This is a genomic window from Providencia sp. PROV205, assembly GCF_028479505.1.
Lineage (GTDB): Bacteria > Pseudomonadota > Gammaproteobacteria > Enterobacterales > Enterobacteriaceae > Providencia > Providencia huaxiensis.
Genome location: NZ_JAMPNU010000001.1, coordinates 293,353 through 316,572 on the forward strand (window position 1 = coordinate 293,353; position 23,220 = coordinate 316,572).

A 23,220-nucleotide genomic window follows, 5' to 3' on the forward strand; every position below is an offset into this window, starting at 1 on the left:
ACATGGCAGGAAATGCATATTTAACTCGTATGCCAATCGGCATTGTCGGGGGTATTACTCGTCCTCGTGAATCGACGGTAGAAGCCGTTACACTGGACAATAAAAAGCCATTCTTAAGTTATGGGCTGGTGGGCAAATATGATTCAGACAAGTTTGTGCCACTTCAAGAAGGCGACACGGCAGATAAGGTGAAAGGTATTTTAGTTCGCCCTTACCCAATCACGTCATTAACGGACTTAGCCCATTTAGGCATTACAGCTAACCAAGTGGCAGATAATCTCAAGCGAGGTTATATCTGCGTTAAAGCGACAGGCGGAAATGCGCTGAATGCTAAAAAAGGTGATCCGGTGTTTGTTCGTGTTGCTGGTGGCACTGAAGCAAGTCCGATTGGTTCGTTTGTTTTAAAAGCTGATGCAACAGCAGAAAACACACCTCAGCTACCTAATGCTGAAATTATGGGGCCGGGTGAAGCTGATGGCCGCATTGAAATTGCTTACAACATCTAAGGGGTATTGAATGTTTACAGTTGATAGAGCAACCATCGACTCAGCCGGTGTATTTTTAGTTGGCGAATTAGAGCGGATGGATCAGACGTTAAACTTACCATTAACGTCAGTAAAATGGACGCGAGATATGCCATTGCGCAGCGATATCTCGATTGCAGATGAAGTGTCTTCATTTACGAATACCGATTTTGCTAGTGTCGGTGGTCCAAATCCTAACGGTAAAAACTGGATGGGTAAAAAAGGTACCGCAATTGCTGGTATTGAGCTAAGCATTGACCCAACCCGTAACAACTTGACGCCGTGGGTGCAGGAAGTGGGCTGGACAGTTTTAGAGTTGACTTCTGCTCAGAAATTAGGGCGTCCTATCGATACCCAGAAATATGAAGGTATGAAGCTGAAATGGCAAATGGACACTGATGAGCAAGTGTATATCGGTGATTCTGAGCTGGGAGTACCAGGCTTGCTCAATTTGCCAAGCGTGTCACCTGTTGCCGCTGCTGCGCCGTGGACAGCGACTACCGACCCTGATGTGATTGTGCAGGACATTAACTTAGTTCTGACTGATGCGTGGGTGCGTTCTGGTTATGCTGTCTGTCCGGGTAAAATTGGTTTAGCGCCTGAGCTTTTCGGTTTACTGGCCAGTAAGAAAGTCTCTTCAGCAGGGAATATCTCTGTCTTGGAATACGTGAAAATTAACACTATTGCATTCCAAGAAAACGGTGAACCATTAGAAATCGTTTCGATGAAATTTGCTTCTAAGCGTGGTGCTGGTGGCGCTCACCGTATCGTCGCGTATACCCAAGATGAGAAGTATGTTCGCTTCCCGATGGTTCCATTGCTGAATACTCCGCTTGAGTATCGAGGTATGCAACAGTTGACTGTTTACTACGGTAAATTAGGTCAAGTGGAAACGCCTTATTCAAATACCATCTCTTATTTGGATATTCCTGCTGCTTAATGCTGGCGGGGAAACCCGCCCTTTTATTGGAGTTACACGATGAAATATATCGTTGCCAAAGGTGCTAAATTAAGCTTTCCTGACGGCACTCATTTTGATTTGCTTGAAGGCATTCATGATAGCGCTGAATTTTCTAAGCAAGTGACAGAACATTGGGCGTTTTCAGCGTATGCGAAACCTCTTGATGAGTCTGAGCTACAAAAAGAAGAAGAAAGCAAAAACATGGGTGTAAAGATTAAATCGCTTGAAGATGAAATCATAGCCCTGAAAGCCACACTGAAAGAAAAAGACGATCTCATCGCGAGTCAGTCGGATGAAATCACCGCCCTGAAAGCGGCGCCTGAAGTGGAAGCCAAAACAGATAAAAAACAGGGGGCTGCGGATGGCAAAAAACAGTCTTCTGCCGACAGTTGATAAGTTCCGCGTTGACTTCCCTGAATTCACCGATACCGTCAAATATCCCGATACCTCAATCAGTTTTTACTTAGGGCTTGCTGATACCTTGCTTGACCAAGATAAGCACGGTGACCAGTTTGTTTATCTATCCGAACTGTTCACGGCTCACTATATGGAGCTAAAAGGACGCTCACTGGCAGTCTCTGCTATGGGTGGCGGGGTGAACAGCTCGGGGGGCGGTGTCGTGTCGTCCAAGTCGATTGATAAAGTTTCCGTGGGCTATGACACGTCCGGCACGGTTAATCCTGATGCGGGGTTTTGGAATAACACGGGTTACGGTCGTGAATTTTATTGGTGGTGGTCGATGTTTGGCGCTGGTGGAAGGCAATTGCTATGAGTGGCGTAAAGATAACTCGGGATAATGCTGATGCCATTTTGACGGCAATTAAAAAGCTATCAAACATGGATGTGTTGGTGGGTATTCCCGCTAGCAAAGCACAGCGTGACGATGGTGAATACCTCAATAATGCTGAGCTGGGCTATCTACAGTCAACGGGGGCAACAATCAGTATCGGTGGTGAAACGGTGACATTGCCGCCACGCCCCTTTCTCGATATGGGGATCGAAGATACACGAGATATCACTTCCAGCCATTTAGTTGCCGCTGCGGATTATGCCATAACAGGCAAATTTGAAGCAGCCCAACGGGAATTAGAACGAGCCGGTATGGTTGCCTCGAATGCAGCTAAAAAAGTTATCAGTGATGGTGAGCGCCTTGAGCCACTTTCAGAAGCAACGCTACAGAAACGTAGAGCTAAAGGGATGGACGGTGAAAAGCCACTCTATGACACCAGTAGCTTACTTAAATCCATCACCTACCTTGTCAGAAATAAGGGGGAATAATGCCTTTACTCGATGTTAGCGAAATTTTGTTAGATCCTGATTTTGTCGATATGTCGCTGGTTTGCCATCGAAGCACTCAGGTAACTGATGATGATGGATTTACCAAAAATAGCACGCAAAACCTACCCTTTGCTGGTGTTGTGACCGTTGACCGTTCTCTCGAAGCAAAACGGATGGAAGCAGGGCAGGCTATTGGCGGTGCGATATTGATTGTCACTCAGTTTCGTCTAACTCAAGGCTACCAAGGTGTTGACGCCGATATCGTCACGTATCAGGGGCGAAAGTATCGTGTAACGTTTGTTGATCCCTATACAGCTTACGGGGCTGGATTTGTTCAGGCCCATTGCGAATTGATGGAGTTTGACGGAGGGCGGCCTATTGAGTAACGACAGCACTTCATCTGGGTATCTAACACCGGTAGTGGCAATGCCCGATTACGATGAAGAACTGGAACGTCAAATCAGTCGATGGATAAGAGCGGTATCAGGGCTTCCGGCAAAAATGGTACTGCCACGATGGACAGAAACGCAACCCAAAATACCTGCTGCAGGTACAAACTGGTGTGCATTTGGGATTATGGATTTTGATAATGAACATAGTCCTGCTGCTGTCCAGCTTTCCGAACACCATCATGAACAATGGTCACATGAAAGCATGCAAATCTTATGCTGCTTTTATGGCCCACAAGGGCAACGCATAGCCACTCAGTTTCGTGATGGTTTGTTTGTTAGTCAGAATAACGCGGAACTATCTCGGGTTAACCTTTCTTATATCGACTGCGGTCGGATCCGACCCGCCCCTGAGCTTATCAACAATCAATGGGTAAGGCGTTACGACATTACCGTGACATTACGCCGCAAAGTCGTTCGTGAGTACGGCATTAAAACAATCGTAGACGCCCCCGTTAAATTCTTTGGAGAATAATCTATGCAGGGATTACCTGTTTCTAACATCGTCAATGTGACGGTGAATATGGCTGCGCGTGCTGCACAGTCTCGTAATTTTGGCTCCCTGCTTATTCTCGGGGCCAGTAACGTCATTGATGCGCATGAACGCATCCGTCAATACAGTACACTCGATGCAGTTGTGGCAGATTTTGGTGTAGATTCACCTGAGTATAAAGCGGCTCAACTGTATTATTCACAGTCACCTCGTCCTGTTGACCTGTTTATCGGGAAATGGAACAAAACAGCCACGCTGGCGGTATTACGGGGTGCAATACTGACGAAAACAGAACAAGCGATGGCCAACTTTAACACCATTGCGGATGGCTCGTTTAATATCACAATAGCCGGCAAAGCAACGACCGTTATTGGCGTAGACTTAACCAAGGAAACCAACCTTAACGGGGTTGCTGCGCGAGTCTCTGAAAAACTGACTGATGCAGAGGTTGTCTGGACAGGTGATCGCTTCACTATCACGCTCACCAAAACGGGGGAGCTTGGTTATTTCACAACAGGTTCAGCGGGAACTTACCTCGGCGGCTTGATAAAGTGTGATGAAAGCGCAGGTGCGTTGATTGTCTCACCTCAAAAGCCTGAGACAGCGTTAGACGCTGTGGCAAAAATGGCAGATATCTCCGGTGCGTGGTATGGCCTAGTGATTGCTGACGAAACCCTGACGGATGATGATGTGCTGGCGGTGGCTGATTATATTGAGGCGGAATCACTTTCGCGTGTTTATGGCCATACGGTCATGAAAACGACAGTTCTTGATGCAGATGTTGATACAGATATTGGCTCAAAACTCAAAGCGGGTAAGTATGCGCGCACGTTCTGGCAATATACATCTAGCAAGCCTTATGCCGCTGCCTCCTTATTTGGTCGCATGTTTACGGTTAATTTCAACGGTAACAACACCACGATCACCTTAAAATTCAAACAAGAGCCGACTGTAACAGCTGAAACATTAACGGTTTCACAAGCAAAAGCCATTAACGCCAAAAGCGGTAATGTGTTTGTAAATTACAACAATGACACCGCCATTATCCAAGAAGGGGTTATGGCCAACGGTGATTTCATTGATGAGCGCCACGGGCTTGATTGGTTGCAAAACTATGTGCAAACCAACTTGTTTAACTTGCTCTACACACGCACAACCAAAATCCCGCAAACGGATGAAGGTGTGACGTCACTGATCACTAATGTTGAGCAATCACTCGACCAAGCGGCAACAAATGGGTTAGTTGCTCCTGGTGTATGGAATGGTGATGAATTTGGTGCATTAACGACAGGTGCGATGCTAACCAAAGGAAGCTATATCTATGCACCACCAGTTGCAACGCAAGCCCAGTCTGACCGAGAAGCACGTAAAGCGCCTGTATTGCAATGTGCTATCAAGCTTGCCGGTGCTATTCATTACAGTGACATTATTATCAACGTGAATCGATAGGTGACTCATGTCTAATACATATTCTTTTATGGATGTATCTGCCTCCATTGCGGGGGTGGGTGGTTTATTTGAACTCGGCTACGGCGCAGCGGTTTCCGAAGAAGGGATCACCGTTTCAATGGCAGAAGATAAAAACACCATGACCATTGGCGCAGACGGTGAAGTTATGCATTCATTGCACGCAGGAAAAGGCGGTACGGTGACGGTTGTGTTACTAAAAACCAGCCCGACAAATGCTAAGTTAAACATGATGTATAACCTGCAGCAATTTTCCTCAGCAACATGGGGGAATAACGTGATCACTATTCGTAATAAAGTGAGCAATGACACCACAGTTTGCCGTTCGGTTGCGTTCAAGCGTATTCCCGATTGGCAGAATGCAAAAGTAGGTAATACCGTTTCTTGGGTATTTGACTGCGGTAAAATTGATACACAGCTAGGAGTCTTTTAATGGAATTTACAATTAACGGCAACACATACCGCTCAGGTAAGTTAAATGCATTTCAACAACAAGACTTAGCCTTTGCGCTGGTTCCTGCATTTGGTGCATTGGCGCCACTGCTAAAGGATAAAGGGAAAAGCTTCAGCCAAGATAATTTAACGGATGTGTTGCCGGCTATTTCCGAGGCGGTTCGTGCGCTGGGTAAAAAAGAACGCGCTGAAATTAATGATATTTGTCTCTCCGTTGTTAGCCGTAAATCAGGGAATACATGGTCCGCAATTTATACTAACGAGCAGTTGATGTATGACGATATCAACGGCATTGACCTGTTTAAAATTGTTGGTCATGTTATTCAGGAGTCATTGAGTAGTTTTTTTCCTACCCCAGCCGTGATCGAAGAGTCAATCTAACAAACTCTCTTCAACTCGAAACCTTACCGGATGGTCGTTACTTTCTGATGCGACCAGTCGGTAAGGGGATGTGTAAGTATGAATCATTATTGGATGGCACTATATCCCTTGGGGATATCGCTCGAATGAATGATTTTCTGGATGTCGAAGCCGAAAACGAGGCGTTAATCGAAAGGTACCGTAATGAGCAATAACGTTGAAACAATGCGTGATTTTTTGGTCTCACTCGGCTTTGATGTTGATGAATCCGGAGCTAAGAAATTTTCCTCAGTGTTGGGTGAAATCACCTCGACAGCATTCAAAGCTGGCGCAGCTGTTGAAGGTGCCGCCGCTGTTATTCTTGGTTTTACTGCGCAGATATCGAAAGGGTTAGATGATTTATATTGGCAAGCACAGCGAACCGGTGCGACAGCCAATAGTATTAAATCATTGGGTTATGCGGTTAAACAGGCTGGTGGCGATATCAATGGGTTTAATCAATCTGTTGAGCGTTTGGGGGCATTTTTACGTAATACACCAGGAGGCGAGGGTTTCCTGAAAAATATCGGGGTGCAAACTCGTGATGCGAATGGAAACCTCCGAGATACCGCTTCACTGGTTGCTTTAGTGGGTGACCGGTTATCAAAAATGCCGATGTATCGCGCGACCGCGTTCGGGCAAGCGTTGGGTATTGACGAAAACACCTTACTGGCCATGCGCCGTGGTTTACATGGGTATTCCTCTGAATACACCATGATGATGAAAGCCATCGGTTATAACCCTGATCTTGCTGCGAAGCAAGGGAATGCGTTTATGACGCAATTCTCAAAACTGACTGCAGCGGTGGGGATCGGTAAGGATAAAATCGGTGGTGAACTGGCAAGGGTATTGACGCCAAGTATTGCGCGATTCACTGAATTACTGGTTAAAAATTTCCCAACAATTGAAAAAATCATCCTAAAAATTGTTAACGCTATTTTGACGTTAACGGAAATACTCAATCACCTTGTGTATCGAGCTGCAAAGGGAATACGTGATTTAATTGGTTGGTGGCATGCGCTTGATGATTCCAGTAAAGGACTGATTAAAACGTTTGGTCTCGTGCTGGCAGCTTGGTGGGCATTGAATAAAGGTTTTCTCACCTCCCCAATCGGATTAATGATTGCCGCATTAACTGCCTTGTTCTTATTGTGGGATGACTACCAAACATGGAAGGAAGGCGGTAAATCAGCCATTGATTGGTCGGAGTGGGAAGGCACTATCGACTCTGTGACCGAATCACTACAAAAAATGTGGGAAGGGGCTTCGGGGTTTGTAGATACGATTGGCGGCTGGGAAACTGTACTTAAGGGATTTGCTTTATTCCTTGGTGGTAAATGGATGCTTAGCATTCTGGCCACGTTAACTAAGGTTGGTGCCGGCTTCATTAGGATGTTTGGTTTGCCCGGAGCGCTTCTTTTCGGTGCTTTATTGGCTTTTGATAAACTGACAGATAAGATTGATGAGGGATTTAAAAAACTTGATGAGCTCATTGATACCGCGGGTAATAAATTAGGGAAAGTAGCTAAAGCAGTTATCATTCTGAATGATCCAAATGCCACCACTGAGGATAAATTAAAAGTTGTGATGAAAGCTGGTGACGGGATTATACCCAGCATGGGTTTCATTGGTGATATGTTGGAATTCAAGGATGGTGGCTTAAGCAATACTTGGGATGCTGTCAAAAATAGTGAATTAGGAAAGAGAATTTCTGGCTCTGGCGGTTTATCCTTTTCTGGAACAAAAGCACCAAAGGGCATTCGAAATAATAATCCGCTGAACTTGAATTATGATAGACAAAAGGGGGCTCAAAAAGATAGCAAAAGTGCTTTTGCTGTGTTTGATAGCGCATACGATGGTATTCGTGCGAATGTTAAACAACTTATGATGTATTACAATGGTACGTCACGTGCTGCAGGTTTTAAAAAGTTACAAACCATTGAGGATATTATTACGAAATGGGCACCACCTGAACATGAAGGTAATGATACAGAAGGATATATTCAGCGGGTAAGCAAGGAACTCGGTGTGAAACGAAACCAAAAGCTTGACCTAAATGATGCTGACACGATGTATGCATTAGTACGAGCTATGTCATTGGTTGAGAATAAAAATCAGTTCCCGTACCCAAAAGAACTGGTCACAGCAGCTATTACGGGTACTCCTGACCCAACAATAAAACCATCCGCGCCGATAAATATCAACACGGAAAGCATGAGTCGCGCGGCATCAAACCTTGGTAGTATGGGGCAATCAGGGCAGTTTGTGCCTGAGTATCTCATTCGCAATGACTCTAATTCATCTAAGCAGGTATCAATTAGTCCTATATATAATATCAATGTGACTGGAGGGCAGTCACCGTATGAGACAGCCACATTAACGGGCGAGAGTGTTGGGCGACAAAATCAGATATTGGTTCGCAACTTAGAAAACAAGGTGGGTTAATGGATATTTTAGGTACGCTGTTTTCTCAAGGCACTCGAAAAATTGGCATGATAGTCCCCAGCGTGGTGATATCAGAAAAGCACTCTGACAGCTCTGAAATTACCGAACATCCTGTTCAAGTTCCGGGAGGCGAAGGGTTTACAGTTAGTGATCACACTTTCGATAGACCCTCAGAAGTTGTGATGGAAATTGGCTTTGCTGGTGGCGGTTCGTTAATCGATGGCTTCGATACCTCCACCATGCTTGACGTTTCAACGGGGCTAAAGCTGGGTAGCAGCCCCCGCGAAATCTATCAGCAATTATTAGACCTTCGGGCAACTAAGCAGCCTTTTGATGTTATCACTGGTAAACGTGATTACAAAAATATGCTTATCCGAGCGATTGAAGTTACTACGGAAAAAACCAGTGAAAACGTCCTAATGGTCACTTTGACATTAAGGCAGGTGACCATTGTTGAGACTAAAAGTAAAAATGTAGCCCCTCTGAAAAACCAGAAAATGCCAGAAGTGACTGGCGGGACTGTTGACAGAGGTACGGTAACACCTAAGCCAGTAAATCAGAGCGCATTAGAAACAATATTAAATATTATTCGTTAGGTAAATATGATGGATATTTTAGAGATACCACTATCAAATAAAAACCAAGAATTTGATATTCAACTTGGCAACAAAACATACCACCTGAGAGTAACATTTAGAGAATATTGCGGATGGGTACTAGATGTTATGACTCAATCTAAAGAGGGAATTCTTTTGGGCATTCCCCTAGTTCATGGAGTAGATATTTTCGCACAATATAGGTATTTGGGTTTTGATGGCTCTTTAGTCTTTGTATGTGAAAACATGGATGATGAGCGATCTCCTGTTAATTTAGGAGAAAAAAAGAAGCTGTATTTTAAATCATTAGACAATAAAAATTAGCTGCTCGAGACTATTTTTGCTGATTAAAAAGCTTATAGCCAATTAATACTAATAGCTTTCGAAATATGGTATTTTTAAGTAAATGGCTAATTACAAAATCTGAGGGTGAAATGAAAAAATATATAGTATTACTATTATTATTTTTTTCCATTAGTTCAAACGCTGCGCTAAGTCCATTGGAATACGTTACAGCTCCGAAAGGTAATATGGTTTATTACATCATGGGGGATAGAAACCCTGAAGAAGGCGAGGGCGGTGGAGTTGCTATTACTTCAATGAACCAAAAAACTGGAAGCAAAACAACGTTACTAGAGGAAAGAATAACGGATAAGCCAGAAGAAAACTTATTTGGATTCTACGACTTAAAATTATCAATCGATGGAAAAACACTATATTTCCAAACTCCAGCATGGGCCACATCATCAGCTATTCATTCGCTGGATATTGAGAATAAGAAGCAGTCTTTTGTTACTGATGGTTCACTGATTTGTGTTATTTCTAATGGGCAATACCAAGATTATCTGCTAATACAGCAGCACCGTTATTTTGTTCACCAAGGCTCTTATGATCATTATTACCTATATAACAAAAAAGGGGAAAAAATAGGCTTGGTATCCGATGCTGAGATGAATGAGTTACAGCTATTAAAAGCCTGTCAATCGTTAGGGTAAAGGTTATATAAAGACAGTAGGCAAGACACTAGAAGCATGAGCTCTAACAGTAATATAAGTCAGCCAGCCGCCTAGCGCGGCTTTTTTATTGCCTAAAATCGGAGTTTACATGTCTAAGAACTGGATCCGTGAGTGCCAGATTATCGTTGCTGACAGCGACGGCAAGGGCATCGATTTATCTGAGTTGAGGGTTACATTCAATATCACTCGACCTAACTTTGCTTATCCGACGACAGCGATTGTTAAAGTTTTTAATTTAAATAAAGAAACTGAAAACAAACTACGCCAGTATGAATTTAAGCAAATAGTGATAGTGGCAGGTTATAAAGATAACAGTAGCCAAATATTTTCTGGCCAGATCCAATATACCTATTCTGGTCGTGACAATGTGACAGATACCTATGTAGTCATTCAGTCAGCGGAAAGCGATCAGGCATATAATAACGCGATAGTGTCTACCACAATTGCTAGCGGATACACACAGGACACGATTGATAAGGCACTGATGAAGAGTGTTGAAAAATACGGTGTGCTGGCGGGTATGCGAGGGGAGTTCACTGATACCGTGGCGCCACGGGGTAAAGTTCTATTTGGCATGCACCGTGATGAAATGACTTGCTTTGCGGTGCAGAATGGCGCTGACTGGCGTTATTCCAGCAATAGCCTTGAAGTTGTACCAAAGGATAATTACATCAATGAAATCATCTTGAATTATGACACTGGCCTTATCGGAACGCCGGAGCAAACTATTGGTGGTGGTATCAACGTGACCTGCATGATAAACCCTAACATTAAGCCCGGAACATTAATTCAATTGGATAATTCAGGCATTAATTTAGCCGGATTATCGAATAAAGAAATCGGGTTATATGGTAGTCACGACGGCACAACAGAACAACCGTCACCACTTGATATTGATGGTGAATATAAAGTTATCAATGTGAGCTATTACGGGGATACGCGAGGTAATACGTGGTACCAAGAGCTAATTTGTATAGCTCGCTCTGTTGAAACCAAGCTAAGCCCATCAGCAATACAAGCAATGGCGGTAGAAGAATGATCACCAATGATGAACGAATAGGGCGCCCAGAAGCGCCTTTTTTATTGATGAAAGAAAGCGTGATGTCAGGGTTATTTGTTGCATTACCTTGCATTGTGCAGTCATTTAACGCTGATGCGGTGACGATTGAAGCGCAACCGGCCATTAAGTGGCGAATTAATGAAGATGGCATTGATAAAACAGTCCCGCTTCCTTTGCTGGTGGATGTGCCGGTTATTTTCCCTCGAGGAGGGGGCGCGACATTAACCTTTCCAATTAAAGCCGGTGATGAGTGCTTAGTTATTTTTGCTGACCGTTGCATTGATTATTGGTGGCAAAGTGGTGGGGTGCAGGAAGCGGTAGATCCTCGGAAACATAATTTATCGGATGGGTTTGCATTAGTCGGCCCTCAATCACAAGCGCAAAAAATTAGCGGAATTAGTACCTCTGAAGTTCAGCTACGAAGTGATGACGGTAGTGCGTATGTTGCTATTAATACGGGAAGTAAAGACGTGACCGTTATTACCCCCGCAAAACTAACAGCAACTGCAAAAGGTGGTACCGAAATCAATTCACCAGAAATCGTGTTAAACGGCAATGTCACAATTAACGGAAACTTAGCACAAGGTATGGGTGAGGGTGGCGGTGAAGCCAAAATAAATGGTCCTGTTACTGTGAAAAATGATGTTACGGCTGGCGGCATAAGCTTAACTAAACACAAGCATGGCGGTGTTCAAACTGGTGGTGGCAATACAGGAGAGCCTAAGTAATGCAATATCGCAAAGAAGATGATGGAGACTATACCTTCGGTTCAAACCAATTCCTTATTAACACCCCAGAAACGGTTGCTCAAGCGGTAAAAAGCCGCCTGAAACTATGGTTAGAGGAATGGTTTCTTGATGATCGCATTGGTACACCCCATGCTCAAAAGGGTTTAGGGATGCACGTTGCTCAAGGTTATGCGCTCTCGATAAAAGAAATCATTCAAGGTACGCAGGGAGTGGTGAAAATTCTCGATTTTGGTGTTGATCTTAATACATCAACACGAAAGGTAACCATCACAGCAATGATAGAAACTTTGTACGGCACAATGAGTATTAAAAGCGAGGGCTAATGTTAAATATCGAAACGGTTGGGCTTGCGCCTGTGATAACGGAAAAAGGGATCACCTCACCCGATTACCCAACCATACTTCAACGGCTTCAAGAGTTGTTTCGGCAAATATACGGTAATGATGTTTATCTCGAGCCTGATAGTAAAGATGGCCAGATGTTAGCAATCTATGCGCTGGCAATTCAGGATGCGAATAATGCAGCGGTAACGGCCTATAACTCATTTAGCCCGTCAACGTCTACAGGACAAGCGCTATCAAATAATGTGGCCATTAATGGGTTATCACGTAACCCTCAATCAAATTCAACGGTTGATGTGTTAATTACAGGTCAGGTTGGTACAGTGATTAGTAATGGGACAGTAAAAGACGTATCAGGCAATATTTGGTCACTTCCCGAATCAGTCGTGATAGGTACACATGGTGATGTTACCGTGACAGCGATTAGTCAAAAGGCAGGGGCTATTATTGCGTTACCGGGGGAGGTTAATCAAATTGGTACGCCAACCCGGGGCTGGCAATCAGTCACTAATATCGCAACAGCAACTCCTGGTCGAAAAGTGGAAACCGATGGCAACTTGCGTATTCGTCGTAGTAAGTCTGTTGCCTTGCCTTCGCGAACTGTACTCGATGGTGTGATTGGTTCAGTGAGCCAAATAGTCGGAGTTGCTAGATTAGCGGCATTTGAGAATGATACAAGTTTGACAGATAGTAGAGGTATTTCCCCTCACTCTATTGCATTGATTGTGGATGGCGGCGATGCAAAAACAATCGCTGAGGTTATTGCACTAAAGAAAACGCCCGGAACAGGTACGTTTGGAAATATAGAAACTATTGTGACAAATCACTATGGCGTGACGTTACCCATTCGCTTTAGTCGACCTGAAAGTGTGCCTATATTTGTTAAAATAACACTTGAGGCTTTTGAGGGATACACAACATTAGTTGGCGATAAAATTAAAAAGGCAGTGGCTGAATACTTAAATAACCTTGAGATTGGCACTGATATTTATCGTACTAAGCTATTTTCACCCGCTAACCTGCAGTCAGATCCAGAAGGTGGCACCTTCTATATTTCAAAACTCGAAATAGGGTTGTCAGCTGGTGGTGTCGCTGAAGATAACATTACCCTGAAATATCACCAGTTCGCGACTAGCAACATTGAATATGTGGAGATAGTGACAACATGAGAGATTATCTCAAGCTGATCACCTCTCAACACCGAACCGCCAATAAATTTTGCAATCACATCAATTTAATTACTAAATCCCTAGCTGAAACAGCCAGTTTTGCTCGCCAATTAAATAATTATTTTTCGTTGGATGATGCTGTCGGCATTCAGCTAGATACCATTGGTGAGTGGGTTGGTATATCCCGATATATACAGACGCCAATTGCGGGGGTGTATTTTGCATTAGATAGTGACGGAGTCGGTCTTGATGAGGGCTTTTGGCAACGTGCTTTCGACTCTGATAGTGGGTTTACTGAATTAGATGATGAAACGTACCGAACCATAATTAGAGTTAAAATTAAGGCTAATCATTGGGATGGCACAACTGAATCATTGATGGATATTTATGATTCACTTCTTCCTGATAAAGATACCAAATTATTTTTTATTGATAACTTAGATATGAGCATGGATGTATTTATTACAGGCTCTTATGTTGATAACGTCACTAAGGCGATTGTTAAGCAAGGCTATCTCGGCGTTAAGCCCGAAGGTGTTCAAGTTAATCATTATTACATCAATTCTGTTCCTAAATCCCCCATGTTTGGATTCGACATATCCAATAACTACATAGCCGGCTTCGATATAGGCGGCTTTGCGGTTCCACTTTAAGAGGTCTTATGGCTAAGAATGAATTTCTGCCTTTCGGTATAGCCGAAGGGGCAAACGTGCTTTCAAATCAGGAGTACGAACGGCTCGCGGCTCGTTTTAATGGCTTTATTAGCGGCGTGGCAAAATCAAAAGAGCTTAATACAGTCTGGCGACAGTCGTCTGTTATGTCTAGCGCATTAGCTCAATTTATTGTTGATTCGGACAATAAAGATTTGCTTGATAACGGTGATGTTGCCAGTATTAAAACCCGCTTAGTTACGGCGATTAAGCAAACCATTTCAGGGGTAGGGTATGTTACTAGCGCTGCAATGAATTTAGAGCTTAACAAAAAAATCGACAAAGCGAGCATTTCAGGCCAGAAAGGCAACGATAACGACAAAGTCCCTAGCCTCAATTTGTTTACGACTGAGGTTGGTAAACTTGCCGCACTTGGGTACAGCTATTCAAAAACTGAATCAGATGGCAAGTATCAACCCAAAGGCAGTTATGCCCCTGCGGGTGACTATGCAACAAATACAGCACTTGCGAACGGACTTAACTTAAAGTTTGATAAAAATAGCGTAACTCAAACATCAGGGACATCGACTACACAAGTTCCAAGCGTGAACGCTGTTACCATTTGGATGGAGGATAGATATTCTAAGGCGGCATCTGATGCGCGCTATTTCCCGAAAACAGGCGGAGTGTTAAATGGTTCGTTGAACGCAACATCATTATCCGTTAAGACGCTCGCAGATACCGTTAATTTTTATGCGCCCAATTCCGCGGCACTCATGGGGTACTTTCAATACAATGAGGGTTCTAATTGGGGTGGGCGAGTGCAAATACCGAGGCTTCCTCTTAACGCAATCGAAACCATCTTACATTCAGGGAATGTTAAACAAAGTTTAGGTGATTCCACCTCTGATGTTCTAAGCCAAAATGCCGCTTCTATTTGGCTAAATACCATTAGCAACCGGTTGATAGGATTTGGCCAGAAATATAGCAATGTGACGCAGTCAAGAAGTAAATCAACGAAGTATGTCAACACGACAGGAAAGCCAATCACCGTATTAATTTCTGCGTTTTACCTTGGTTCTGGATCAGGTATCACTGCCGTACTCCAAGTCGATGGTGTAGATTTTAATTTTAGAAGTGGCGGGACTGGTGCTGATAATTCTTACAAGGGGTTATCTATTACGGCGATTATTCCAGAAGGCTCTTCTTATATGTTAACAAGTGCTTTAGGCACCATAGAATCATGGGTGGAGTTACGTTAATGAACTATTATAAAGATAAGACAAGCAATGTTTTTGCTTATGACGATAGACAGTTGGCGCAAATCTCTCGATTAAGCGAACTTGAAAATTTAATCCCTCCATTAGAAACGGTCTTTATTGACGCAAAAAACAGTCTTCATCAAGCAGAGGTTGAGTTAACTCAAACCCAAGCGTTGCTTGAGCAAGAAAAATCGAAACAAGTTCCCGTGGATATTGAAGATAGTGAAGCATGGCAAAAGGCGCGCGATGAGCGCCTTTTGCAAATTGAATTATCTATCAATATAAAACTAGAAGTGCATAACGAAGCTCTTATTGCTTTCAATCAATCTGAGCACGCATATCAGCCATTGAAAGATGAATATGACGCTATTTTGCCTGTTTTCTTTGAGATTCGTGAGCACCTAAAAACGTTAAAGAAAATGACACCGAAGGATATTGAGTTACATTTAAATCCGCCCGTTTCAAAGGAGCAACTAATTGCAGAGGCTGAGCAGCAAAAGCAATCATTGTTAGCAGAAGCTAATAACGCGATAGCACCACTTCAGGATGCTGTAGATTTGGATATGGCAACAGAGGAAGAAATGGCAGCGCTACAGAAGTGGAAAACATACCGTGTTTTGTTAAACCGTGTTGATACTTCACTCGCACCAGATATTGATTGGCCTGAAAAACCTTAACTCCCACCAAAAATAAAGCCGCTGTAAAAAGCGGCTTCTCATTACACCCAATGTCATAAGATTGCCATTCTAATTATACAACGATACAAGAAAATAATGTGTCCATCGCTGTGTCCATTAATGTGTTTCTTGCTATTTTAACTCATTAAAACTTTATATTAATCAAATAGTGGGGTAGGTTTACCATTGTCATCAATGGCGACAAAATTAAATTGGCCATGTATCACTTCTTCACGACCATCAGAATACATATCCTCTAAAAAAATCGATACATTAACCGTTAAACTGGTTCTTCCGACTCGAATGACTTTACCGACCAATTCAACAATAGTGCCTGAAGGGATTGGGTGGGTGAAATTAATTTTCTCAGTTGATACGGTAACGAGGCGCTTACGGCTAAAACGCGTTGCGGTAATAAAAGAAACTTCATCCATCCAAGCGAGAGCAGTACCGCCAAATAGGGTGCTATGGTGGTTCGTTGTTGTTGGAAATACGACTTTAGAGACGCGAGAAATGGATTGTTCTATTTTTTGTGCGATAACATCGTCAGCGATGGAACTCATGGTCTACCTTACAATTGTTACTTAGTATGCTCGTAATTGTTAAAAGCAATAATGTTAAAGGCTAAGTGTAATACTCATTTCAAATTAATTCAGCAATAAATGTGAAGTGAATCGTTCCGGCAGGGGAAGTTTTTGAGAATATCAGCTGTAGCTAAAATCAGAAGGGTAATATTAAAGGCTCTGAGTTCAAATTATGAGCCTTTAAATTATAAGTGAGGCATGAAATTAATTATCTAAATACTCTGCGCTCATACGAACAGCTTTTGCATTGTTGCCACTTTTAACGCAAGAAACTAAAAATGCTTTAGACTCAGCCCAAATCGTGGCAGAAAAATCTTCGCCATCAACATCTTTTTCAACAGTAATAGGGTATTTTTCAACACCATCAAGCCACTCGATTAAGCCTGACTTACAGGTTGGAAAATCGTTTTTTGCAATTGAACCATCTAAAACAGGCACTGCAATTTGTGGTTTATTGTTTTTAGCAATCATGTCCTCTAATTGCTCTACGGTATAACTTTTCTCAGCGAAAGCAGTGGTACTTAATAGTGAAATCGCTATTGTTAATAGTAATTTATTCATAATCACTCCATTTGATTTAAGTTTCGAATACTATGTAATAAAGACACAATAGGCAATAAAAAAACCCTTCAAATGGAAGGGTTTTTGTGAGCAAGTTTTACAAGCCAGTTTAGCTGAATCTGTATAGGCTAAATGGTTTAACATTCAATGATGGCTCTTTACCCAGTAACAAGTCAGCCGTGAGCTCAGAAGAAACAGGGCTTTCTGTCATTCCCCAACCTGTAGCAGTATTAATGACAAGGCCCGGATACTCATTAACCTGAGAAATAATTGGATGCTCATCAGGTGCGATGGCCATAGCACCACTCCATTGGTCAATAAGTTTAGAATCCTTAAATGCAGGGAATTCAGTTTTTAATTTCTCAAATGATGCATTCAACTCAGGTAAATCAGGCAATGCCGTCATATTTCTGTGTTTTTCGAAAGGTGAAATTTCGTCCAACTTCCAGCTGGTTGGTTCGGTAAATGAATTAATTAACTGCTCATTTAATGAAATATGCACAGGGAAATCAGGCATAGACAGCAATGGAATGTATTTATAACCATAAACGAAGGAGTCTTTAACAACAGGGGCAACAATCACACGTGGAGATGTTGCGTAGGTGCCGTCAGCTTGTTCACGGAAGAAAATATTGCCAGGTAAAGCAACGTTACCCCCCGGTGCAGTTGGTGATCCGGTGATCAGTTGCTGAGATTGATAAGCGGGCAGTGTTGGGACATCAACACCTAAGTTTTGCATAAACAGCCTTGACCATACGCCACCTGCGACAACAACACGCGAAGTCTTAATAGCCCCTTTCTCGGTGACGACATCAGAAATGACGCCTGCTTGGGTTTCTAAGCCTCTAGCTGCACAGTTAGTATAAATTTTTATACCTAATTTTTTGGCGTAATCTGCCATGACGAAGGTCGCAATTTCAGCATCTAAGCTACCAGAGTCTTCTTCAAAACCAGCGATAGTCCATTTAGATTGTGCACCATTCAAACGTTGGTTGAGCTCAGCACCTTCGATAATACGTGTTTTGAACGGAATATCTGAACCGGCGTTTTTACTGCGAGTATCAATCCACTCTCTAACGTTGACAAGATCTTCTTCATCAAATGGTACTTCAACGCGACCTTGAGTACGATAGCTAGTATCTGCACCGACTTTCGCGTTCATCTCTCTCCAACGCTGTTTCCCTAAGTGGTGTAGTAAGAACGTTTCATCTGGCATTTTATACGTGATAACTTGGCCGTAGAAGCGGGATGATTGCTCGCCTGCGATGTTACCTTTTTCAACAATAACAACATCTAAACCACGCCCGACCAGCTCAATTGCAGTCATGATCCCCAGAATTCCAGCACCAATAACAACGACGTCAGCTTGCTGTGGTAGAGAGCCTTCAGTTCCTGCAACAAAGCCATGTCGTGGCTTACCAGGCACAAATCGACCTTCACGAGTTAACATTGGAGTTAAAATTCCGGCTCCTGCAGCAACGGCAACAACGCCACCACCAATCAAAAATTTTCTTCTAGTAATAGCCATCTTATTAAGTTCCTTATATCGAATGAGTTTTTCACAATTGACCAAAGCTTCAATTAGAAATATTTATAATTGTAATTATATCTTTAATAATAATTATAATTGTAAACCAAGTTGGGTTGAAATTAAAATTTTTAATTAAATGTTAAAAATATTTTTCGGATATGAAATGGGCGCCACTATTTCAAGAGTAATAATGTTCAAGAAAAATACTGGCGCTGGCACTATTTGGATAGAAGAATAGACAGGATAGAAATGATTCTGTTTCTACTTGTTTGATTTTTAATCTTAAATGTGGATTTCACCTGTTAGGAATAAGACGGCTTTACCTGTTAATTTTACTCGTTCAGAGGTCAGCTCACATTGAACTACTCCTCCGCGTGATGAAATTTGTTGGCCAACTAACTGCAATTTATTCAGCCGGTCTGCCCATATTGGCGCGATAGCACAATGTGAGGTACCGGTTACAGGGTCTTCATCTACCCCTTTTGCTGGGGCAAAATAGCGAGAAACAAAGTCACAGTCGCCATTAGCACTTTCTGCTGTAATTGCTAATCCAGGAAGAGAAAGCTGCGAAAGTTTTAACATATCCGGCTGACAGTCTTGAACGTGCTGTGCACTTTCAAGAAAACACAGGTAACGGTCTTTCGCTATCCAAAGCTCTTTGATTTTAACTCCAAGGATGTCGGCGAGGTGTGGGTACTGGTTTGGGTCGTTTTGTACGGATCCTAGTATTGGGAAATCCAGAGTAAATCCTGGGCCATTTTGCGTCACAACTAGCTCACCGGATAGAGAATTAAATATTAAAGGATGAATATCTTGTTGGAGCACATGATTTAACACAAAGGCAGCGGCAAGTGTTGCATGACCACACAGTTTTACTTCAACTTTAGGGGTGAACCATCGGATATGACGACCGACTAAAAATGCGGTTTCTGATAAGTTCACTTCTGCGGCAATAGCAATGAGCTGTTCATCTGGTAGCCAGTTATCGAGTAACACAACCGCAGCAGGATTACCGTGAAAAAGGGTATCAGTGAAGGCATCAACATAGTAAATAGGGGCGGATAGGCTCATTGAATGATTTCCTAAAGTCATTATGGGACGGTGAGAGAGCAGTATAGCGCCTATTCTATGAAATATAATAAGCAAATTATTAGGGAGTTAATGACGCAGAGGAGGTCCGGTAGCGAGTGAGCTGCTACCGGATAGAGGACAATTAATGAGCGTTATTAAGCATTTGCTTCATTTTTGTCTGCATTTTTAAGCATTTTTCTAACAGGGATAATCAACGCTGCCAATACAATGGCACAGATAACCAGCGCAATAGAGACGTGAGAGAAGAGCTCAGGCATGGAATCTAATTGGTCTTTACGGATGTTACCGCCCATGATGCCCGCAGCAAGGTTACCCAATGCACTCGCACAGAACCATAACCCCATCACTTGGCCGCGCATTTTTTGTGGCGCAAGTAAGGTCATTGTTGCTAACCCGATAGGGCTTAAGCACAGTTCCCCTAATGTTAGTAATAAGATACTGCCAACTAACCAGAAAGGTGAAACGCCACTTTGTGTTGCAAGCACTTGGTTTGCCGCTACCATCATGATAGCAAAGCCGCCAGCAGCAAATAAGATACCAATCACGAACTTGGTCATACTGCTTGGGTTCATATTACGTTTAGCCAGCGAAGGCCAGAACCAGCTAAATACTGGCGCTAACAATATAATGAACAGCGCATTGATTGATTGGAACCAAATGGTTGGGATTTCAAAACTGCCCATTTGACGGTCAGTATAGTCACGAGCAAAGATATTAAATGAAGTCGGTTTTTGCTCAAAGGCTGACCAGAAAAATGCGGCTGCAACTAGTAAAATTAAGCAAGCTAGTAAGCGAGAACGTTCACTGCTGGTTAAGCCGCCAAGGAAGAACATAAATAAGAAATAGATGCCCACACAGGTCGAGATAACATAAGCAGAGCTTTTCGCGATTATTGAGGCATTAAATGGGATAGTACCATTATCAATCAAGACAACCAGTATGGCTAATAACACCATGGCAAAGGTCACCCATTTCCCCACATTTTTGCGCTCAACCGTTGGACGGTTCCATGTGGAATCAAGGCCAACTTCTTTATCATAACGGCGCATTTGAGGAATGGCGTAAAAACGGAAGATTAGCAGCGCAATTAACATGCCTAAGCCACCAAGGCCAAAACCTAAATGCCAACCATATTTTTCATGAAGCGGGCCAATAATCAACGGGGCAATAAATGAACCCATGTTAATTCCCATATAAAACAGGGAGAAACCACCATCACGACGTGTATCTTCTTTTTTATACAGGGTTCCTACCATTACTGTAATACAGGTTTTAAATAGCCCTGTACCCAAAACGATGAGTAATAACCCAACGAAAAAGAAGGTATTTGATAAAAATGCAGACATTGCGATAGACAAATGCCCAAACGCAATGATTAATGAGCCATACCAAACAGCACGACGTTGGCCTAACCAGTTATCGGCTAACCAACCGCCGGGTAATGAGGTGATATAAACCCCACCTGCAAAAATACCAACGATAGCGGAGGCTTGTTCAATGGGTAATTCCATCCCGCCTTGCAATAATGCCGCACTCATAAATAAGATAAGTAACGGTCTAACTCCGTAAAAAGAGAAGCGTTCCCACATTTCTGTGAGGAAAAGCGAACTCAATGGGTATGGATGCCCAAAAAAAGTTTTTGTTTTAGTCGCAGAATTGTTCATCTGTGAACTCCCATAAATACTCTCTTGAGAGGTTGTGCATGATATAAAACACCAAGCCGTGCGCTCGAGTGTCAATTGTTATTGATATGTTAACATGAATATGTGAAACATATTTTTAACATACATTATTATAGAATCACCTATATACAGAATGAATTTATTGTAAAAGGTGTGCTTTTAAGGTGAAAAGTCGATATAACTCTCATTTCTCACGATAAGCTAGGGGAAGATACAGGATTTTAGTTGACAATAAAAGAAAGAATTTTGAATCGATTAAGTTATTTAAAATCAATTGGTTATGTTCATTAAAATTTAATTTTAAGGAAAGTAAGACAATAAAGCCTATAAATCATCTGGTTTCTGTACAAAAAATAGCAAGACGTTTATTGGTCAGTAGGGGAGGCTCGTAGGCCATCAGATTGTCGTCGGATGACTAACCACGAATAAATTAGGTTGAAGAGAACCAATGCCGCGGTGAAAAAGAATACGGCTCTGAAACCATAAGTTGCTGCGACAAAGGACCCCATTAATGGCCCTGTCACGTTGCCAACATCACGCAATGCTTGGTTATAGCTGAAAATACGTCCGGTTACTTGGTGGGAAATATTATAGATAATTAACGTTTGTACCGCAGGTAGTAGTGCCGCATTCAGAGCCCCAAGCATAAATCGGAGAAAACCTAACTCCCAATAACTACTCACTAGCCCCATTGGGAATAAGACAAAAATAGATGCGCCCAGCACGGCGAGTAAAACTTTTTCAGGGCCTATTCGGTCACTGAGTTTACCTAACATGGGCGCACTGATTAAAGCCGCAACTCCAGGAATGGAAGCTATCACACCACTGACAAAGGCCAAGTTTTCAAGGGAATCAGATAAATCACGTACATAAAGCGTGATGACAGGGTTGATTGAGCCCATTGCAGCTTGAATAATCATGGTGGTAAAAAAGAGGCTGATTACTAAATTTTTATTACGTAAAGAGGCAAAAACTTGTTTGCTCGTTAATGCATCTTTGCGCGAAATCGGTGTAAAGCGTTCTCTGACATAAAAAAGCGTGACAAAAAAGCAGATAAACAGCACCGTTGCGGTAATGAAAAAGACGGGGCGTAAGCCATACTGGTCAGCAAGAAAACCGCCAATGAGTGGGCCAATAAGTGCGCCACTTACGGCACCCGTAGCGAGGACGCCCATAGCCCAACCACTTTTTTTCACGGGAATTTGAGTTGCAATCAGCGCGTTAGCATTAGGGACAAAGCCACCCAATAAACCTAATATGGCTCTTAAGGCTAATAATTGCCAAATATTCTGCGCAAAGCCAATTAACACCATAACAATCGCCATGCCCAGCGCAGATCGCAATAGCATTAACTTTCGTCCCTTGCGATCGGATAACCGACCCCAAAAAGGGGCGGCAATAGCAGAAAATAAGAAAGTGATACTAAAAACAGCGCCAGTCCATAAATTCAGTGAAGCATGGTCTTTGACGCCAAGTTCTTCAATATATAACGGGAGAAAAGGCATGATCAGGCTAAAGGCGGCGCCTGTTAAAAAACAGCCAAACCACACGACGTATAGGTTACGTTTCCAATACTCTGTTTTTCCCGTCATATTTATTTTCCCGTCATATTCAGCCCTACAGCGTTGTTGGCTTCATTCAGCTCCCCGAGTCACTTTTCCCGTCATATTCAGTTCTACAGCGTTGTTGGCTTCACTCAGCTACCCGAGTCACATACTTATGTATGCTCCTCGGGATATCTTCATTTTGCCGCCTAGCTGTAGACCCGACTATTTAGGGAA

At 42.8% G+C, this 23,220-nt stretch carries 28 protein-coding genes; 22 read left to right on the forward strand and 6 right to left on the reverse strand.

What is annotated here, in order from left to right; translation table 11 throughout:
• The first annotated feature begins 2 nt into the window (after positions 1–2).
• The 22 genes from PR800_RS01345 to PR800_RS01450 all read left to right on the forward strand — a co-directional run bounded on the left by PR800_RS01345 (position 3) and on the right by PR800_RS01450 (position 15,989).
• Positions 3–506 (forward strand): structural cement protein Gp24, encoded by a 504-nt coding sequence (locus PR800_RS01345; RefSeq protein WP_272530029.1) that lies wholly within the window; start codon positions 3–5, stop codon positions 504–506.
• A gap of 10 nt (positions 507–516) precedes the next feature.
• Complete coding sequence (locus PR800_RS01350) at positions 517–1,464, forward strand: DUF2184 domain-containing protein (RefSeq protein WP_272530031.1); 948 nt, start codon at positions 517–519, stop codon at positions 1,462–1,464.
• Between the two features lie 39 nt (positions 1,465–1,503).
• Positions 1,504–1,878: an STY1053 family phage-associated protein gene (locus PR800_RS01355; protein ID WP_272530033.1), complete on the forward strand. Its 375-nt coding sequence runs from the start codon at positions 1,504–1,506 to the stop codon at positions 1,876–1,878.
• Complete coding sequence (locus PR800_RS01360) at positions 1,847–2,257, forward strand: DUF4054 domain-containing protein (RefSeq protein WP_272530034.1); 411 nt, start codon at positions 1,847–1,849, stop codon at positions 2,255–2,257. Before PR800_RS01355 ends, PR800_RS01360 begins: the two co-directional genes overlap by 32 nt.
• Positions 2,254–2,763 (forward strand): hypothetical protein, encoded by a 510-nt coding sequence (locus PR800_RS01365; RefSeq protein WP_272530036.1) that lies wholly within the window; start codon positions 2,254–2,256, stop codon positions 2,761–2,763. The genes PR800_RS01360 and PR800_RS01365 overlap by 4 nt, the downstream gene beginning before the upstream one ends.
• Complete coding sequence (locus tag PR800_RS01370; RefSeq protein WP_272530038.1) at positions 2,763–3,149, forward strand: head-tail adaptor; 387 nt, start codon at positions 2,763–2,765, stop codon at positions 3,147–3,149. The genes PR800_RS01365 and PR800_RS01370 overlap by 1 nt, the downstream gene beginning before the upstream one ends.
• Complete coding sequence (locus tag PR800_RS01375; protein ID WP_272530039.1) at positions 3,142–3,687, forward strand: phage neck terminator protein; 546 nt, start codon at positions 3,142–3,144, stop codon at positions 3,685–3,687. Before PR800_RS01370 ends, PR800_RS01375 begins: the two co-directional genes overlap by 8 nt.
• A gap of 3 nt (positions 3,688–3,690) precedes the next feature.
• Complete coding sequence (locus tag PR800_RS01380; protein WP_272530041.1) at positions 3,691–5,154, forward strand: DUF3383 domain-containing protein; 1,464 nt, start codon at positions 3,691–3,693, stop codon at positions 5,152–5,154.
• Positions 5,155–5,161: 7 nt separating this feature from the next.
• Positions 5,162–5,605 carry a DUF3277 family protein gene (locus tag PR800_RS01385; RefSeq protein WP_226693594.1) on the forward strand — a complete coding sequence of 148 codons (444 nt, stop codon included), beginning with the start codon at positions 5,162–5,164 and terminating at the stop codon, positions 5,603–5,605.
• Positions 5,605–6,006 carry a phage tail assembly chaperone gene (locus tag PR800_RS01390; protein ID WP_272530044.1) on the forward strand — a complete coding sequence of 134 codons (402 nt, stop codon included), beginning with the start codon at positions 5,605–5,607 and terminating at the stop codon, positions 6,004–6,006. The genes PR800_RS01385 and PR800_RS01390 overlap by 1 nt, the downstream gene beginning before the upstream one ends.
• A gap of 68 nt (positions 6,007–6,074) precedes the next feature.
• Positions 6,075–6,200: a DUF6889 family protein gene (locus tag PR800_RS01395; protein WP_264188032.1), complete on the forward strand. Its 126-nt coding sequence runs from the start codon at positions 6,075–6,077 to the stop codon at positions 6,198–6,200.
• Positions 6,190–8,469: a hypothetical protein gene (locus PR800_RS01400; RefSeq protein ID WP_272530045.1), complete on the forward strand. Its 2,280-nt coding sequence runs from the start codon at positions 6,190–6,192 to the stop codon at positions 8,467–8,469. The genes PR800_RS01395 and PR800_RS01400 overlap by 11 nt, the downstream gene beginning before the upstream one ends.
• The gene (locus PR800_RS01405) at positions 8,469–9,065 is read left to right on the forward strand and encodes a phage baseplate protein (protein WP_272530046.1); all 597 of its coding nucleotides are present in this window, start codon (positions 8,469–8,471) and stop codon (positions 9,063–9,065) included. The genes PR800_RS01400 and PR800_RS01405 overlap by 1 nt, the downstream gene beginning before the upstream one ends.
• A 9-nt stretch (positions 9,066–9,074) precedes the next feature.
• On the forward strand, positions 9,075–9,389 hold the full coding sequence (locus PR800_RS01410; protein ID WP_105881008.1) for a phage baseplate plug family protein: 315 nt from the start codon (positions 9,075–9,077) through the stop codon (positions 9,387–9,389).
• Positions 9,390–9,499: 110 nt separating this feature from the next.
• On the forward strand, positions 9,500–10,060 hold the full coding sequence (locus PR800_RS01415) for a hypothetical protein (protein WP_272530048.1): 561 nt from the start codon (positions 9,500–9,502) through the stop codon (positions 10,058–10,060).
• A 109-nt stretch (positions 10,061–10,169) separates the two neighbouring features.
• Entirely contained in the window at positions 10,170–11,120 is a 951-nt protein-coding gene (locus tag PR800_RS01420) for a phage protein (protein WP_272530050.1), read from the forward strand.
• On the forward strand, positions 11,117–11,869 hold the full coding sequence (locus PR800_RS01425) for a Gp138 family membrane-puncturing spike protein (protein WP_272530052.1): 753 nt from the start codon (positions 11,117–11,119) through the stop codon (positions 11,867–11,869). The genes PR800_RS01420 and PR800_RS01425 overlap by 4 nt, the downstream gene beginning before the upstream one ends.
• A complete protein-coding gene (locus PR800_RS01430; RefSeq protein ID WP_272530053.1) occupies positions 11,869–12,213 on the forward strand; it encodes a hypothetical protein in 345 nt (114 codons plus the stop codon). The genes PR800_RS01425 and PR800_RS01430 overlap by 1 nt, the downstream gene beginning before the upstream one ends.
• The gene (locus PR800_RS01435) at positions 12,213–13,400 is read left to right on the forward strand and encodes a baseplate J/gp47 family protein (RefSeq protein WP_272530054.1); all 1,188 of its coding nucleotides are present in this window, start codon (positions 12,213–12,215) and stop codon (positions 13,398–13,400) included. Before PR800_RS01430 ends, PR800_RS01435 begins: the two co-directional genes overlap by 1 nt.
• Positions 13,397–14,053 (forward strand): DUF2612 domain-containing protein, encoded by a 657-nt coding sequence (locus tag PR800_RS01440; RefSeq protein ID WP_272530055.1) that lies wholly within the window; start codon positions 13,397–13,399, stop codon positions 14,051–14,053. The genes PR800_RS01435 and PR800_RS01440 overlap by 4 nt, the downstream gene beginning before the upstream one ends.
• 8 nt (positions 14,054–14,061) lie before the next feature.
• Positions 14,062–15,312: a hypothetical protein gene (locus PR800_RS01445; protein ID WP_272530056.1), complete on the forward strand. Its 1,251-nt coding sequence runs from the start codon at positions 14,062–14,064 to the stop codon at positions 15,310–15,312.
• Positions 15,312–15,989, forward strand: coding sequence for a tail fiber assembly protein (locus PR800_RS01450; RefSeq protein WP_272530057.1), 678 nt, complete (start codon positions 15,312–15,314; stop codon positions 15,987–15,989). Before PR800_RS01445 ends, PR800_RS01450 begins: the two co-directional genes overlap by 1 nt.
• A 158-nt stretch (positions 15,990–16,147) precedes the next feature.
• Here PR800_RS01450 and PR800_RS01455 read toward each other — a convergent pair whose 3' ends face one another.
• The 6 genes from PR800_RS01455 to mdtG form a co-directional block, all read right to left on the reverse strand.
• Positions 16,148–16,552, reverse strand: a complete 405-nt coding sequence (locus tag PR800_RS01455; protein ID WP_248468127.1) for an acyl-CoA thioesterase — start codon at positions 16,550–16,552, stop codon at positions 16,148–16,150.
• A gap of 225 nt (positions 16,553–16,777) precedes the next feature.
• Positions 16,778–17,134, reverse strand: coding sequence for a hypothetical protein (locus PR800_RS01460; RefSeq protein ID WP_206276191.1), 357 nt, complete (start codon positions 17,132–17,134; stop codon positions 16,778–16,780).
• Positions 17,135–17,243: 109 nt separating this feature from the next.
• Positions 17,244–18,662, reverse strand: coding sequence for an NAD(P)/FAD-dependent oxidoreductase (locus tag PR800_RS01465; protein WP_272530058.1), 1,419 nt, complete (start codon positions 18,660–18,662; stop codon positions 17,244–17,246).
• Positions 18,663–18,947: 285 nt separating this feature from the next.
• Entirely contained in the window at positions 18,948–19,736 is a 789-nt protein-coding gene (locus PR800_RS01470; protein ID WP_166266841.1) for a PhzF family phenazine biosynthesis protein, read from the reverse strand.
• Between the two features lie 155 nt (positions 19,737–19,891).
• A complete protein-coding gene (locus tag PR800_RS01475; protein WP_102139547.1) occupies positions 19,892–21,421 on the reverse strand; it encodes a peptide MFS transporter in 1,530 nt (509 codons plus the stop codon).
• Positions 21,422–21,804: 383 nt separating this feature from the next.
• The gene (gene mdtG, locus PR800_RS01480) at positions 21,805–23,031 is read right to left on the reverse strand and encodes a multidrug efflux MFS transporter MdtG (protein ID WP_210844614.1); all 1,227 of its coding nucleotides are present in this window, start codon (positions 23,029–23,031) and stop codon (positions 21,805–21,807) included.
• Positions 23,032–23,220: the final 189 nt, after the last annotated feature.